Consider the following 14,806-nt stretch of genomic DNA (forward strand, 5'->3'; position numbering starts at 1 on the left):
TTAAATATGTAAATAGAAGATTTAATCTTCTATTTAAAAGCGTTAAAATTACGCGTTATTTTCGATGTATTTTATAGCATCTGCAACAGTTAAGATTTTTTCAGCATCTTCATCAGGGATTTCGATGTCGAATTTTTCTTCTAAAGCCATTACTAGTTCAACTACATCTAGTGAATCAGCACCTAAATCTTCAATGAATTTTGAATCTTCTTTTACTTCAGCTGGATCACAATCTAATTGCTCTACAACTACCGCTTTTACATCATCTAATAATGCCATATTTATTTCCTTTTATAAAATTATCGCTGTATTATAGCAAAAAAGTTTTTAAAAACTCTTTTAAACTATAAAATTATATTTTTTTGATTATAGTAATTAAACGTATAATCCACCATTTACTTTTAAAATTTCCCCTGTAATATAAGAAGAGTGATCACTTAATAAAAATGCTACTGCATCAGCAATTTCACTTGGTTGTCCAAATCTTGAAAGTGGAATATTTTTTTCATATTCAGCTTTTACTTCTTCTTTTAATTCATCTGTCATATCAGTTTGAATAAATCCAGGAGTTACTGCATTATATCTAATACCTCTAGAAGCTGCTTCTTTTGCAAAAGATTTAGTCATTGCATTTAATCCACCTTTTGACGCAGAATAATTTGTTTGACCAGGATTTCCCATTTCTCCAACAATTGAAGAAATATTTACAACAGAACCAAATCTTTTTTTACCCATAACTTTTAAAGCTTCTTTACATCCAATAAAAGCTGAAGTTAAATTTGCATTTATAACATCAGTAAAATCTTGTACACTCATTCTTAAAGCTAATTTATCTTTTGTAATTCCTGCATTATTTACTAAATATGCTAATTCTCCATCAGCATCAATAATTGTTTTAATAGCATTTACAAACTCTTCTTCATTTGTAACATCAGCTTTAATTATTGCAGCTTTTCCACCAGCTTTTTCAATCTCTTCTTTTATTGCTTCAGCAGCTTGTGCACCACTTCTATAATTTATCCAAACTTTTAATCCGAAACTTGCAAGTGTCTTTGCAATTTCAGCTCCAATTCCTCTGCTTGCACCTGTAACTAATACATTTGAACCAGTAAATTTCATCTTAATCCTTTTATTTTTTACATTTGATACTTATTATATCAATATTTTTATTAGAGTTTAAACTCCTCTTTTATTATTCCAAACTCTGATGTGTAACCTATCACAATATTTAAAACCATTTTCTATTGCCATATTTATAACATCTTCACAATTTTTATTTATTTCATCAGCTGTATCACCTAATGGCATTAAATAAACTTCACATTTTGGAATATCTTTTAATATTTCAATAATTTCAGTTTTTGCTTTATTCAAAAAATCTTTTCCAATTACAAATTTCATATAAGAATCTTTTGTATTTTCTAAAATTTTTACTAAGGTATTTTTATTTATTCTTTTATTTAAAGGTTCCAAAGAATTACTTAACTTTACACTCATTGAAAATAAAATTTCTTTTTGGTAATCAAATTCAAAATTTATATTTAAAGAAGCATTTGTCTCAATAGTAACTTTATGCCCATTTTCTATGTAGTGTTTTAATAATTTTTGAAACTCTTTTTTATTCCAATATAAAAGAGGTTCTCCTCCAGTTATTACAATATCAATTTTGTAATTATAATTATACGTTGAAATTAAATTATCAACTTCAGCCACAATATCATTATAACTTTGATATTTCGTCCAAGTATCCTTAAACTCTTTATCTACAGCATAATAAGAATCGCAAGCATACTTTTTTATACCACTTGGAGTTTCATAAACGACACCAAAACCAGTACAACTAAAATTGCATTTTCCAAATCTTATAAAAATAGAAGGTGTTCCAACAAGTTTTCCTTCTCCTTGAATTGTTGGTCCAAATATCTCATTTATTTCAAGCATAAAAGGTACTTTTACTTTTTGGAGTTTCTAAAAATTCAATTTTTGATACTTTAATATTTAATCCATTCATTTTTTCTTGTACGATTTTTAAAAACCATGCTGATAAATTTTCACTTGTAGGTACAAAATCAACCACTACATAACTTTCATACAATTCTAATTCTTCGTTTTTGAAATTTATTAAATTTATTGAGAAATAACCTTCATCAAATTTTATTAAGTCTTCTTTTTTTATATTTGGAACCAAAGTAGAAAATAATGGATCATTGATATCTAAAATAAATTTATGGTCAAGTACATCATCTAAAAAAGCTTTAAACCAATTTAAGTGTTTAAAATCTGTAACCATTGAATTATTTAATTCATTTGATTCTAAATATACAATGACTTTTCCTTGATGACCATGAAGATGTCTACATTTCAAACAAGCATCTAAAGAAAAATCAATATTTAAAGTTTGAGACCAAACTCTATGTCCATAACAAAAGTCAAACTCTTTTGAAATTTCCCATTTCATTGAAATTCCTTATATTTTATTGGATCTTTTTTTCCAGCTTGTTCAAATCCATTTAATCTTAATCTACAAGAATCACAAACCCCACAAGCTTCTTCTTCCTCTTTGTAACAAGACCAAGTAAGTTCAAGTGGAACATTTAGTTTTATAGCTTCTTGCACAATTTGAGCTTTTGACAGATGAACTAAAGGCGTAATTATCTCTATTTTTGTATCTTCTTTAGTTCCTTGATTTATTGCTTTTTTCATATCTTGAATAAATTCTTCTGTACAATCTGGATAACCAGAACTATCCTCTTGTACAACACCAATATACATAGCAGTTGCTCCTTCTTTTTCAGCAATTGCAGCAGTAATTGCTAAAAAAATACCATTTCTAAATGGAACATAAGTTATAGGAACACCAGCTTCTAAACCACCAGTTGGAACATCAATACTCATATCTGTTAAGGCATTTGCCCCAATTTGAGTAAAAAATGGAATATCAATTTCATATTTACTTTTTATATCTAGTTCATTACAAATATCTCTAAATGCTTTTAATTCTCTATTTTGAGTTCTTTGTCCATAATTAAAATGTACAGCAATTATTTCAAAACCATCTTTTTTTGCAATATATGAACTTAAAGTAGAATCCATTCCTCCACTTAAAATACATATTGCTTTTTTTGTTGATATTTTATTCATATTATATATAAATCCTTTGATTACACTAAAATCATATTAAAATTTAAAATTTAAAACTTATGACAAGTTGGCTATAATACCAAAATTTTTTAAAAGTGAGATAAACGATTAATGGAACTAATGCAAGATGCAATTCAAACTCATGTTTACACAATATATTTTTTCTTATGTATAATGTTATTTAATTTATACTCTGTTTTAAGTCAAAAAAACTTTATTAGCTTAGCTAAAAGACTTAAATTTATGACACCTTTATATCATTTAACAAACGCAATTGTTATTTATACAGGAACAATTATAGCTTTTTATGCTCAACACTTTAGTCTTACAATAGCTTTGATGATTCCAGCTTCAATATTTTTACTTGTAATTGAAATAAAAAGATATAAAAAAATGAGAGTTATAAAAAGTGAGCAAATCGAACTTCAAAATGATTTTTATAAATATGCAAAAAAGATCTATATTATTGAAATTTCAGTTTTGATTTTTGTTTATGCAATTTCTAAGGTATTTTAATGCAATTTACTTACGATGAATTTTGTGGAAATGAATCTTTAGAAATAAAAGATGAAGTTTACAATTATTTAATAAAAGCTAGACGGCATAAGATTGATGATGAAATCTATTTTAGAAATTTAAAAGATGAATATATTTATTTATATAAAATCTCTTTTATTGATAAGAAAAAAGCTCTTTTAAACTTACTTTCAAAAGAAGAAAAAGTTTTAGAAAATGAAAAAAAACTACACCTTGGTTGGTGTATAGTTGATCCAAAAACTATTGAAAAGTATATAACATCTTTAAATGAAATTGGAATTGAAAAAATCACTTTTATCTATAGTGATTTTTCACAAAAGAACTTCAAAATAAATATAGAAAAACTAGAAAAAATACTTATCAATTCTTCTTCTCAGTGTGGTCGTTCGAGTATTATTAAATTAGAAATTTGTAAAAATTTAGATGAATTTATGAAAAAAAATGATGAAGTTTATTTTCTTGATTTTTCAACTACTTCAATTGATGAAAAAAAAGAGAATATAAAAACTTTAGTTATTGGTTGTGAAGGTGGATTTTCTAAAAATGAAAGAGATAAATTCAATAAAAATTTTATTGTTGGATTTGATTCAAACTTAATACTTCGTTCTGAAACAGCAATTATTTCTGCTAGCTCAAAAATTATTCTTTAATAAATAAAAAAAGGTATAGATTTTAAAATCTATACCTTTTTATTTTGAAAAGATGTTCTTAGTGAACATCTCTCCATTTACTTGCTTTCCATAAGAATGCAAATATTGCAAAAACTACTAGATAGATTAAGAATTTAGGTCCTAACTCTTCTCTTTGTACTTTTTTAGAATCTCCAACCTCTTCTAAATAAGAGATTACTTGTTTTTGTGATTCTTCAGATAAACCAACTCTTGGCATAGCTGTACCTTCAAGTTGTTTTTGAGGGTCATTAACAAATGTTTCTAAATATTCATGTCCTCTACTTCTGATATATTGAGATAAATCAGGAGGTAATTTACCCATATAAGCTTTAATATCACTATGTGCTGTAAATGAAGACATAGTTTTACCTTTCATATCAGCATATTTAATATCATGACATCTTTGACAAGCATCATGGAAAACTTCTTTATTAGTCATCTCTTTTGGAGCAATTGATTGTAAATATGCAACAATATCTGCAACATCTTGAGCTGGCATCCAATCATATCCTGGCATTGGATGAACTTTTCCATCTACAAATTTATGAGATGTTTTTGAAGCAAGAGCTGGATTTTTAACAAATGCAACTAAATATTCTTTAGTATATAATTTTCCAGCAGTTCCTAAATCAGGAGGAGTTACACCATAAGCTGCTCCTGCACTTGCATTATCCATAATTTGTGGGAAACCTTTTGATTCAATACTATGACAAGCTGTACAGTTAGTTGTAACTAAAGTTTCACCATTAGCTACATCTCCAGTTGCTTTAATAGACTCTTCATTTGAAGCCCAGAAATCATTAATCTCTTTTTCAAAAGTTTTTTTAGCTTCTAAATCAGTTTTTGCTGAATGAATAGCTTTTTCAACTCCAGCTTTTTCTGCTTCAGCTAAAGCTTTTTCAGCTTTTTCAATACCTTCTTTTGCTGAATCTTTATCAGCTGCAGCAAAATTAAAATTTGCAGGAGATACATGTGGGTGCATTTGTGAGTGAGCAAATGGTTCAACTCCCCAGTAAGTAATTAGTGTTAAAACTATTACTACTGCTAAAATTTTAAGTTCTCTCATAGTGTTCCCCTTCTTTTTGCATCAATTTTTGTAATTATTGGAAGTACAATGAATAATAAAATAAATGTAACTGCAGCAAAGAATCCAACCCATGCATTTGCACCTGTAGGAGGTAATTTACCATAAACAGTTAAAACAATTAAATCTACCATTAATAACCAGAACCAAATAAAGAATGCTGGTCTTCTGTGTGCTGGTAAAATTTTTGGATCTCTATCTAACCAAGGTAATACTAAGAAAATACCATTAGCGAAAGCAAATGCCATTAATCCAATATCAAAAGCTTTAATTCCAGCTATATCAAAGAAGAAACCTCTTAACACTTCATATGACCATAAGAAATACCACTCAGGATAAATGTGAGCTGGTGTTACCATTGAATCAGCTGGATCAAAGTTTACTGGATCCATTGCAAAGTTATAATGGAAGAATACTAAGTAGAAATAGAAAATTAAGAAAATTCCAAGTACCGCTAAATCTTTAGAGATAAATACTGGCCAGAAAGGAATAACTTTTGATTCTTTTTTATTTCCAGATAAATATTTCTCAGCTTCTGCATCAAAATCAAATTCATCAGAAGATTGATTATTAACGTGAGGAATTCTTAAAGTATAGAAGTGTAAACCAATAATTCCCATAATAGTAATTGGTAATAAGAATACGTGTAACATAAAGAATCTTGTTAATGTAGCATCAGCAACATTGAAATCCCCTCTAATCCATACAACTAAAGCATCACCAATAACAGGAACTCCACCAAATAAGTTTGTAATAACCATTGCAGCCCAATAAGACATTTGTCCCCAAGGTAACATATATCCAGAGAATCCAGCGGCAGAGAATGTCATAAATAATAACATACCTGAAATCCAAATCATTTCTCTTCCTTGTTTATAAGAACCATAATAAATTCCTGTAAACATGTGAATATATATAATTAAGAATACAACAGAAGCTGCAACACCATGCATATGTCTAAATAACCAACCAAATGCAACTTCTTGCATAATTGTATAGTTAACAGAATCAAACGCTAAATTAACATCTGGTTTGTAATACATCATTAAAAATAGTCCAGAAATTACTAAAATACCAAAAGTAGTAGCTAGTAAAACTCCCATCGCCCATAAGAAATTTATATCTTTAGGAATCCAATATTCAGTCATCATAACTTTATTGAATGTAGTTAGATTTAATCTTTGGTCTAACCATTCTCCAACAGAGTTAGCTTTTTCAAATTTTGCCATTTATTACTCCTTATGCTTTTAACGTTGCAGCGATTTTTTGATATTCAGGACCTTCGTTACCAAGAACGATTGTAGTTCCTTTTACTTCAAATGGAGGTAAATCTAGCGGTCTAGGTGGTGGTCCAAAAACATTTTTAGCACTAGGATTAAATTCCCCACCATGACATGCACATTTCCACTTATCCTTTTTCCAAGCAGGAATACAACCTAAGTGAGTACAAAGACCAATAGCAACAGTATATCTATCATTACCAATTATTAAATCTCTATCACTATTTTCCATCTCAGCAGTTTTTTTCAAAACAAAGATTGGTTTCCCCCTCCATGTAAAAGTTTCTGGTTCACCCGCTTTCACTGAAGATAAATCTATTTCAGTAAATCCACCTGCAAGAACACTTGGAAGTGGATCCCATACTTGTTTCATTCCAACAAGAGACGCAGCACCACCTACCGCAGCAACTGCAGCAAATGAATAACCAATAAAATCTCGTCTATTTGTTTTATTAGACATATTTGGCTTCCTTTATATAAAATTTAGAATTAGGCTTGATTTTATAATAATTTTTCTTAAAATATATTGATGTAAATCAAATTATTTTAAGGAATAAGCTTGTGATTTTTTATTTTAATTGTATAAACTATCTATATAAATTTTTTATTAGAGAAAATTATAATTCTCTAATAAATTTTACGATTTGAGTTTCAATATCTTCTTTATTTATTACTAAAGAATGATTAACTTTTGCAGTGAATAAATCTTTAATGCTTTGAGGTAAAGTTGCATTATATTTCAATGAAATTTCTTCTAAAGCTTCTTTATCAGCATATTTTGTAGAGTTTTCATTTAAAGCATTTAACACAGTTGGCGAAAATTTTGTCCATTCTGCAGTTGAATAAATAACAGTTTTTAAAGGTTTTTCTTTTAGTTCATTATATGCTTTTATACAAGTTGCAGTATGAGGATCCATCAAGTATCCAATATCTAAAAATTCTTTAATCGTTTTAGCTCCAAAAGTGTCATTTGAGTAAATAGCAGAAAAATATTTTTGTAGTTGTTCTGTTTCTTTTTTACTCATTTCAAATATATTATTTTTGTTTAACTCTTCCATTAACTCTTTTGTTCTATTTGCTCCAAAAAGTGAATAAATCACTCTTTCAATATTTGAAGATTTCAAAATATCCATTGCTGGAGATTTTGTAAGTTTTAGTTCTTTATTTCTAATATCGTAAATTCCTGTATTTATCCACTCAGTTAAGATATTGTTTTCATTTGATGCTACTAAAAGTTTTTCTATAGGAAGGCCCATTTCTTGTGCATAAAAAGCCCCTAAAACATTTCCAAAGTTTCCACTTGGAACAACTAAATAAATTTTCTCACCAAATGTAATTTCATCTTGTTTTAATAGTTGAATATATGACCAGAAGTGATAAATTATTTGAAATATAATTCTTCCAAAGTTTACTGAATTTGCAGCACTTAATTTAATATTATCTTTTTCTAACTCTTCTTTAAAAGTTTTTGAAGCAAGTAAATTTTTAAGAGCATTTTGAGCATCATCAAAGTTTCCTTTTATTCCTAAGACTTTTAAGTTTTTTCCATCTTCACAAACCATTTGAAGTCTTTGAACATCACTTGTTCCACCATCAGGATAAAGACAAACTACTTGAATATTCTCTTTATTTTTAAATGTATTTAATGCAGCTGGTCCTGTATCTCCTGAAGTGGCAGCAAGAATAAGGTACTTTTCATCTCTTTTTTTTGCAATTGAGCTTAAAATTGAACCAAAAGGTTGTAATGCCATATCTTTAAATGCTCGTGTTGGTCCATGATATTGTTCATGAACAAATAAATCTTCTTTTACCTTAACAACTGGACAAGGATTTGAAGCATCATCAAAATTATCATATAAATCTAAAGCTTTTTTGATTTCATTTTCATCGATATCAATTTCAAAAGCTTTTAAAATATCATAAGCCAGTTCTTTGTAGCTTTTATTTACATGATTTTGAATAAAATTCTCTTCTAATTTTGGCAAATATTTAGGTACATAAAGCCCTCCAAAAGATGTACTTGGATTTAAAATAGCTTCACTAAATGGAACTTCTACAGGTTTTATTCCGTCATTTCCTCTTGTTTCTATAAAATTCACTTACTTTCCTTTTCTCTTTTAATCTTGTTTGTTTAATAATTTTTCGATATCAATACCATTATTTGGATTATCAACTCTGATAAATTGTGTTCCAATTCCGTCACTTGTAAATAACTCTAATAAAATTGAATGCTCAACTCTACCATCAATAATATGTGCTTTATTTACACCATTATGAATAGCTTCAATACAAGAATCAACTTTTGGTATCATTCCACCAGCAATTGTTCCATCCTTTTTAAACATTTCAACATTTGCTTTATCTAAAGTTTGAATTAATTCACCGCTTTTATTTAAAACACCAATTGTATCAGTTAAAAATATAACTTTTTGAGCTTTTAATGCCATTGCTATTTCACAAGCTGCAACATCAGCGTTTATATTAAATCCTGGATGATTTGCTTCATCTCCATTTGCTATTGGTGCAATTACAGGAATAAATCCCTCTTTTATTAGATTATTTATAAGTTCGCCATTTACAGAAGTTATATCTCCTGTATAACCAAACTTTCCACCATCTTTTGGAACTGCTTTTATAATTCCAGAATCTTTTCCTGAAATTCCAATAGCTTTTGCACCATGAAAATTTAATAAAGAAGCAATATTTTTATTAATTTCTCCACTTAAAACCATTTCAACAACTCTCATACTCTCTTTACAAGTAACTCTATATCCATCAACAAAAGATGATGGAATTTCAAGTTTATTTAAAAGTTCTGTAATTCTTGCTCCGCCACCATGAACAACAACAGGTTTTATTCCTAAAAGAGTTAATAAAACTATATCTTGAGCAAATTTTTCTTTTAAATCATCACTTGTTTGTGCAGATCCACCATATTTTATAACTATCGTTTTTCCATAGAATTTTTTAAAATATGGAATAGCATCTATTAGAGTTTGAACTTTTGGATTTGTTTGTGCCATTAAATATCCTTGAGATTTTTAAAGTTAAGATTATAGCTAAAACAATCTTATTAACAAAAAAGTATTACTTTAGTATTATTAGTCCATGAAAAATTACTTAGCATTAAAAGCAAGTGCAGGAAGTGGTAAAACTTTTGCACTAACAGTTCGATATATTTGTTTACTTCTTCTTGGTGCAAAACCAAATGAGATTTTAACTCTAACATTTACAAATAAAGCTGCAAATGAAATGAGCGAAAGAATCTATAAAACTCTTCTTACTTTAGGAGATGATGAAGCATATTTAAATGCAATAGAAAATGAAGTAAATTTAAGTAAAGAAGAAATTCTTGGTAAAAAAAATATCTTAATCAAACAATTTTCAAATGCAAACTTATCTATTTTTACAATAGATAAATTTGTAAATAAAATTTTAAGAGAATTTTGTGGATATATCGGAATAAGTGATGATTTTGAAATAAAAAATGATGATATTGAAAAACTTAGTTATGAATTTTTAAAATCACTTAATGAAAAAGATTTTCAAACTTTGATAGATTTATCCTTTTATGAAAAAAAGAAATTCAACTCTATTTTCGAGTTATTTAAAACTATTTTGGAAAAAAATGAAGATATAGAAGTTATAAATATCGATGCAAGTTTGATTGAATTACAAAAAGAGAATATTTTAAAAGAGGCTTTTAAAATAAAAGAGTCAATTTTATCTTGTATAAATGCAAGTAATAGTGCAAAAAATGCAGTTGATTTTGAAACATTTGAGGATTTATTTGGAAGAACTTGGCTTGAAAAAGAAAATTTTGAAGATTATTCATATTTTAAAAAATGTGCAAATGAATCAAGCAAAAGTGATTTTCTTAAGTTAAAAGAAGAGTTGTCAATTTACTATAAAATAAGAGCTGGCTTTAGTTTAAACAAGATATTTGAGGTATATTTAAAATTTAGAGATTTTAAATTTGAGTTTAATAAAAATAAAAACTATTTAGAATTTAATGATATTTCAAATTTAGTTTATGATTTATTATCTACAAAAATAGATAAAGATTTTTTATATTTTAGACTTGATTCAAACTATTCTCATATTTTAATAGATGAATTTCAAGATACTTCACTTTTACAATACAAAATTTTAGAACCATTAATTGATGAAATTTTATCAGGCGATGTTACAAAATTCAAAACATTTTTTTATGTGGGAGATACAAAACAATCAATTTATAGATTTCGTGGTGGAAAAAGAGAACTTTTTGATTATGTAGCAAATACAAATAAGATTTTAGAAGTTGAAGTTCTAAATACAAATTATCGTTCATGTGAAAATGTAATAAATTTTGTAAATGAACTTTTTTTAAATTTGCCAAATTATGAGTATTTTAAACAAGAATCAGTAAGAGCAAATGGTTATGTAGAAGTTGTTGTTGACACTGCTTTTGAAGAAGAAAAGTTTGTAAATGTTGCAAAAAAAATTGAAGAATTATTGCAAAGTGGAGTAAATTTTAATGATATTGCAATATTAACTTACACAAATGATGATGTTTTATCTTTATATTATTACTTAAAACAAAAGTTTCCAAGTATTAAAATTTCGACTGAAATGACTTCAAAACTCATAAATCAACAAAATGTAAAAGCAGTTATAAATGCAATAAAATATATCTATTTTAAAGAAGAGATTTATAAAGAAAATCTTAATGCAATAATTGGAAATAAACTTTTAACAACTTTAGATTTGGAAATTAATTTAGAAGAAAAATCTGTTCAAGAAGTTATAAAAGAGTTATCAAAGAAACTAAAAATTATAGATGAAAATATAATAAAACTAATAGAAGTAAGTTCGAGTTTTAATAATATTGTTGATTTTGTTTATGAAATTGATAAACTCGAAGCTATTATGGAAAATAGTGAATCAAAAGGGCTTCAAATATTAACTATTTTTAAATCAAAAGGTTTAGAGTTTCATACTGTAATACTTCTTGATAGAATAAAAAGAAAAAATGTTGATAAATCTTCACTTCTTTTTGATTATGAAAACTTAGAATTAAAAAATATTTTCTATAAAATAAAAGGTTATGAGAATTTCAACGAAGATTATAAAAAAGCTATCGATAAAGAAAAAAAATTAAGCTTAGAAGATGAAATAAATATTTTATACGTTGCAATGACAAGAGCAAAAAACAATATGATTATTTTTAAAAAAGAGAAATCAAGCGTTTTTGATATATTAAATATGAATGTTTGTAAAATTGGGAAAATAATTAATAGTTCTAATCTTGTAAAAAATATCGAAGAAAAATCTATGATTTCATACACTCCTCTTAATTTAGGAATTCAAGAAAAACAAATAGTTAAAGAAAAAGAGTTAAAAGAAAATCATCTGCACTCAAGATATTTTGGATTGGCAACACACTATTGTTTAGAAATGTTAAATAATTTTTCTTTTAATGACTTAAAATATACATTAAACTTAGCAAGAACAAGATTTTCAAATTATCTAAGTGATAAAGATTTTGTCGATATAGAAAATAGATTAACTCATCTAATAAACAATGATTTTTTTAAATTCTTAATAACAAATTCTGTATTAACTAGTGAACAATCTTTGATATATAAAGAAGAATTAAAGATTATTGATTTACTAATTTATAAAGATGACACTTATTATATACTAGATTATAAAACTACAAAAGAAGAATTAGATGAAGAACATAAAAATCAAGTTTTATATTATAAAGAAGCTATAAAAGAGATATTTAAAACTTCAAATGTAAAATCATATCTTGTATATTTAAAAATGGATAATTGTTTGATGTATGAAATTTAATTTCTTATAAAAATTTAATCTTATTATGATAAAATCTTGCAATTTAAAAAAAAGGATTTTATCTTGAAAAAAGCTATTCTTTCTTCTATTTTACTATTAGGAACAACTTCTATTTTAGCTGATACAACTATGTGCTTTAAAGAAAACCATTCTTCTATGAGTACTATTGAAAATATTCCACTTAATGGTGGTGCATGTGCAGGAAAATTCTCTGTAAATGATATGAAAAAACAAGGTTGGGCAGTTGATGATATTAAAATTTCTCAAACACCAACAGGTATGAATTTTATCTATATTCTAAAAACTCCAACAGCTCAACAGTTTGGAACAACTCAATTTGTAGGAAATCAAGCTCAAATGGAAGCAAATATCCTTGCAAAATTAGAGCAAAAAAAACAAGCTGAAGAAAAAGCAAAAATTGAAAAAGAGGTTCAAGAAGCAAAAGTAGATGCTCAAAATATCTATGTTAACCAATGCCAAACTTGCCATGGTGCAAAAGGTGAAGTTGTAAAAGCTGGTGTAGCTTTAAATTCTTTATCAGTTGAAGATATGCAAAGTTCTTTAAAAGATTATGAATTAGGTAGAAATGGTAAAGAAAGTTCTTTAAATGCAGCAATACATACAAGTAATTTAAATAGTAAAACAATTAAAGGTATTTACGCTTATTTAAAAGATTTAAATAATCCTTCTAAAAAATGAAAAAAGGGCAATAGCCCTCTTTCAACTCTCTTTAACAAAACAACTTTTATAAACACTTTTCAAAGGATTAAAAAATAAATGGACGCATACGAATATTCGGAACTATTAAAACTTCTAAATACAAAACTAAATAATATAAAAGGTATTCTAAAGCCTGATATTTTAAATAAAAGATTAGAAGAGATAAAAAATGAAGAAGCATCTCAAGATTTTTGGAATGATGTTGAAAATGCTACAAAAATAGGTATCGAAAAAAATAGAATTTTAGGAAAACTAAATAAATTTAATAAAGCATTTGATTCATTAACTGGAACAAATGAACTTTATGAAATGGCAACAGCAGAGAAAGATGATGAAACTTTAGAGATGCTTTACGAAGAAGCTAGTGATTTAGAAAATTTAATCAAATCAACTGAAATATCTGTAATGCTTTCAAATCCAGATGATAGTTCAAATGCAATAGTTTCTATTCATCCAGGAGCTGGAGGAACAGAATCACAAGATTGGGCAAGTATCCTTTATAGAATGTATTTAAGATGGGCAGAGAGAAATGATTTTAAAGTTGAACTTCTTGATTATCAAGCAGGAGATGAAGCAGGAATAAAAGATGTATCTTTTATCATTAAAGGTGAAAATGCTTATGGATATATGAAAGCAGAAAATGGTATTCATCGGTTGGTGAGAATCTCTCCATTTGATTCAAATGCAAAAAGACATACATCTTTTTCATCAGTAATGGTGAGTCCAGAAATTGATGATAATATTAATATTGTAATTGAAGATAAAGATATTAGAATCGATACATATAGAGCAAGCGGAGCTGGTGGTCAGCACGTAAATAAAACAGAATCAGCTATTAGAATTACACATATTCCAACAGGAATTGTTGTTCAATGTCAAAATGATAGAAGTCAACATAAAAATAAAGACAGTGCTTTTAAAATGCTAAAATCAAGACTTTATGAATATGAACTTGAAAAACAACGAGCAAGTAAAGATGGTATAGAAAAAAGTGATAATGGTTGGGGTCATCAAATCAGATCTTATGTTTTACAACCATACCAACAAGTAAAAGATAGTAGAAGTAATATTGGATATTCAAATGTTGATGCAATACTTGATGGAGATATTACTAAAATGATAGAAGATGTTTTAATAGCAACAAATACAAACTAAATATAGTTTGATAACTCTATTAAATTCAAATCAGGGTCTCTTAAATAGATAGATTTTATCTTTCCATTTGCCCCTGTTCTTTCAACAATTCCTTCTTCAATTTTAATTTCTTCTTTTTGCAAATATAAAACAATATCTTCTAAATTTTGTTCTACAATAAAACATAAATCAGCACTTCCTTCTTTCACATTTTTTGCTTTTGGTTCAAATTCACTACCTAATTTATGAAGATTTATCTTTTGATTTGAATATTTAAGTGCAACTCTATTTTTACCAAAAATCTCTTTTTTCATTCCTAATTTTTCATAAAATTTAACTGTTTCTTCTATATCTTTTACAGTCAACACTAAATGATCCAGATTTAAAATATTTATCAT

Annotated in this window: 16 protein-coding genes; 5 read left to right on the top strand and 11 right to left on the bottom strand. The window is 26.9% G+C overall.

Annotated elements, in window-relative coordinates:
- Nucleotides 1-48 precede the first annotated feature (48 nt).
- The 5 genes from acpP to queC all read right to left on the bottom strand — a co-directional run bounded on the left by acpP (nt 49) and on the right by queC (nt 3,141).
- Nucleotides 49-279, bottom strand: coding sequence for an acyl carrier protein (gene acpP / locus CKV87_RS10285; protein WP_004510944.1), 231 nt, complete (start codon nt 277-279; stop codon nt 49-51).
- 96 nt (nt 280-375) lie between these two features.
- The gene (fabG, locus tag CKV87_RS10290) at nt 376-1,119 is read right to left on the bottom strand and encodes a 3-oxoacyl-ACP reductase FabG (RefSeq protein ID WP_004510945.1); all 744 of its coding nucleotides are present in this window, start codon (nt 1,117-1,119) and stop codon (nt 376-378) included.
- Between the two features lie 57 nt (nt 1,120-1,176).
- On the bottom strand, nt 1,177-1,941 hold the full coding sequence (locus CKV87_RS10295) for a 7-carboxy-7-deazaguanine synthase QueE (protein WP_012147938.1): 765 nt from the start codon (nt 1,939-1,941) through the stop codon (nt 1,177-1,179).
- The gene (locus tag CKV87_RS10300) at nt 1,934-2,458 is read right to left on the bottom strand and encodes a 6-carboxytetrahydropterin synthase (protein WP_012147939.1); all 525 of its coding nucleotides are present in this window, start codon (nt 2,456-2,458) and stop codon (nt 1,934-1,936) included. The genes CKV87_RS10295 and CKV87_RS10300 overlap by 8 nt, the downstream gene beginning before the upstream one ends.
- Nucleotides 2,455-3,141 (bottom strand): 7-cyano-7-deazaguanine synthase QueC, encoded by a 687-nt coding sequence (gene queC, locus CKV87_RS10305; RefSeq protein ID WP_012147940.1) that lies wholly within the window; start codon nt 3,139-3,141, stop codon nt 2,455-2,457. Before queC ends, CKV87_RS10300 begins: the two co-directional genes overlap by 4 nt.
- A 111-nt stretch (nt 3,142-3,252) precedes the next feature.
- Between queC and CKV87_RS10310 the strand changes: the two genes are divergently transcribed.
- Entirely contained in the window at nt 3,253-3,657 is a 405-nt protein-coding gene (locus tag CKV87_RS10310; protein WP_012147941.1) for a hypothetical protein, read from the top strand.
- Nucleotides 3,657-4,328, top strand: coding sequence for a 16S rRNA (uracil(1498)-N(3))-methyltransferase (locus CKV87_RS10315; protein WP_012147942.1), 672 nt, complete (start codon nt 3,657-3,659; stop codon nt 4,326-4,328). Before CKV87_RS10310 ends, CKV87_RS10315 begins: the two co-directional genes overlap by 1 nt.
- 58 nt (nt 4,329-4,386) lie before the next feature.
- Here the strand turns inward: CKV87_RS10315 and CKV87_RS10320 are convergent, their stop codons facing one another.
- From CKV87_RS10320 to argB, 5 genes are all read right to left on the bottom strand, one after another.
- Nucleotides 4,387-5,415, bottom strand: coding sequence for a c-type cytochrome (locus CKV87_RS10320; RefSeq protein ID WP_012147943.1), 1,029 nt, complete (start codon nt 5,413-5,415; stop codon nt 4,387-4,389).
- Nucleotides 5,412-6,662, bottom strand: a complete 1,251-nt coding sequence (locus tag CKV87_RS10325) for a cytochrome b (RefSeq protein ID WP_012147944.1) — start codon at nt 6,660-6,662, stop codon at nt 5,412-5,414. Before CKV87_RS10325 ends, CKV87_RS10320 begins: the two co-directional genes overlap by 4 nt.
- 10 nt (nt 6,663-6,672) lie before the next feature.
- Nucleotides 6,673-7,173: a Rieske 2Fe-2S domain-containing protein gene (locus CKV87_RS10330; protein ID WP_004510954.1), complete on the bottom strand. Its 501-nt coding sequence runs from the start codon at nt 7,171-7,173 to the stop codon at nt 6,673-6,675.
- Nucleotides 7,174-7,330: 157 nt separating this feature from the next.
- The gene (gene thrC, locus CKV87_RS10335) at nt 7,331-8,812 is read right to left on the bottom strand and encodes a threonine synthase (protein ID WP_012147945.1); all 1,482 of its coding nucleotides are present in this window, start codon (nt 8,810-8,812) and stop codon (nt 7,331-7,333) included.
- A gap of 18 nt (nt 8,813-8,830) precedes the next feature.
- Entirely contained in the window at nt 8,831-9,736 is a 906-nt protein-coding gene (argB, locus tag CKV87_RS10340) for an acetylglutamate kinase (RefSeq protein WP_012147946.1), read from the bottom strand.
- Nucleotides 9,737-9,821: 85 nt separating this feature from the next.
- On the opposite strand from argB, the gene CKV87_RS10345 reads away from it, so the two are divergent.
- From CKV87_RS10345 to prfB, 3 genes are all read left to right on the top strand, one after another.
- A complete protein-coding gene (locus CKV87_RS10345) occupies nt 9,822-12,554 on the top strand; it encodes a RecB-like helicase (protein ID WP_012147947.1) in 2,733 nt (910 codons plus the stop codon).
- 63 nt (nt 12,555-12,617) lie between these two features.
- Nucleotides 12,618-13,253: a c-type cytochrome gene (locus tag CKV87_RS10350; protein ID WP_014469358.1), complete on the top strand. Its 636-nt coding sequence runs from the start codon at nt 12,618-12,620 to the stop codon at nt 13,251-13,253.
- A gap of 78 nt (nt 13,254-13,331) precedes the next feature.
- The gene (prfB, locus tag CKV87_RS10355; protein ID WP_004510959.1) at nt 13,332-14,429 is read left to right on the top strand and encodes a peptide chain release factor 2; all 1,098 of its coding nucleotides are present in this window, start codon (nt 13,332-13,334) and stop codon (nt 14,427-14,429) included.
- On the opposite strand, the gene CKV87_RS10360 is transcribed toward prfB, so the two are convergent.
- Complete coding sequence (locus tag CKV87_RS10360; protein WP_012147949.1) at nt 14,426-14,806, bottom strand: VOC family protein; 381 nt, start codon at nt 14,804-14,806, stop codon at nt 14,426-14,428. The two genes, prfB and CKV87_RS10360, sit on opposite strands and share 4 nt — an antisense overlap.

The organism is Aliarcobacter butzleri, assembly GCF_900187115.1.
Lineage (GTDB): Bacteria > Campylobacterota > Campylobacteria > Campylobacterales > Arcobacteraceae > Aliarcobacter > Aliarcobacter butzleri.

Coding starts and splice junctions, on each gene's coding strand:
- CKV87_RS10345 (WP_012147947.1), top strand. CDS start 9,822: ATGAAAAATTACTTAGCATTAAAAGCAAGTGCAGGAAGTGGTAAAACT.
- CKV87_RS10310 (WP_012147941.1), top strand. CDS start 3,253: ATGGAACTAATGCAAGATGCAATTCAAACTCATGTTTACACAATATAT.
- queC (WP_012147940.1), bottom strand. CDS start 3,141: ATGAATAAAATATCAACAAAAAAAGCAATATGTATTTTAAGTGGAGGA.
- fabG (WP_004510945.1), bottom strand. CDS start 1,119: ATGAAATTTACTGGTTCAAATGTATTAGTTACAGGTGCAAGCAGAGGA.
- acpP (WP_004510944.1), bottom strand. CDS start 279: ATGGCATTATTAGATGATGTAAAAGCGGTAGTTGTAGAGCAATTAGAT.
- CKV87_RS10300 (WP_012147939.1), bottom strand. CDS start 2,458: ATGAAATGGGAAATTTCAAAAGAGTTTGACTTTTGTTATGGACATAGA.
- prfB (WP_004510959.1), top strand. CDS start 13,332: ATGGACGCATACGAATATTCGGAACTATTAAAACTTCTAAATACAAAA.
- CKV87_RS10320 (WP_012147943.1), bottom strand. CDS start 5,415: ATGAGAGAACTTAAAATTTTAGCAGTAGTAATAGTTTTAACACTAATT.
- CKV87_RS10330 (WP_004510954.1), bottom strand. CDS start 7,173: ATGTCTAATAAAACAAATAGACGAGATTTTATTGGTTATTCATTTGCT.
- CKV87_RS10360 (WP_012147949.1), bottom strand. CDS start 14,806: ATGATAAATATTTTAAATCTGGATCATTTAGTGTTGACTGTAAAAGAT.
- CKV87_RS10295 (WP_012147938.1), bottom strand. CDS start 1,941: ATGCTTGAAATAAATGAGATATTTGGACCAACAATTCAAGGAGAAGGA.
- argB (WP_012147946.1), bottom strand. CDS start 9,736: ATGGCACAAACAAATCCAAAAGTTCAAACTCTAATAGATGCTATTCCA.
- CKV87_RS10315 (WP_012147942.1), top strand. CDS start 3,657: ATGCAATTTACTTACGATGAATTTTGTGGAAATGAATCTTTAGAAATA.
- CKV87_RS10325 (WP_012147944.1), bottom strand. CDS start 6,662: ATGGCAAAATTTGAAAAAGCTAACTCTGTTGGAGAATGGTTAGACCAA.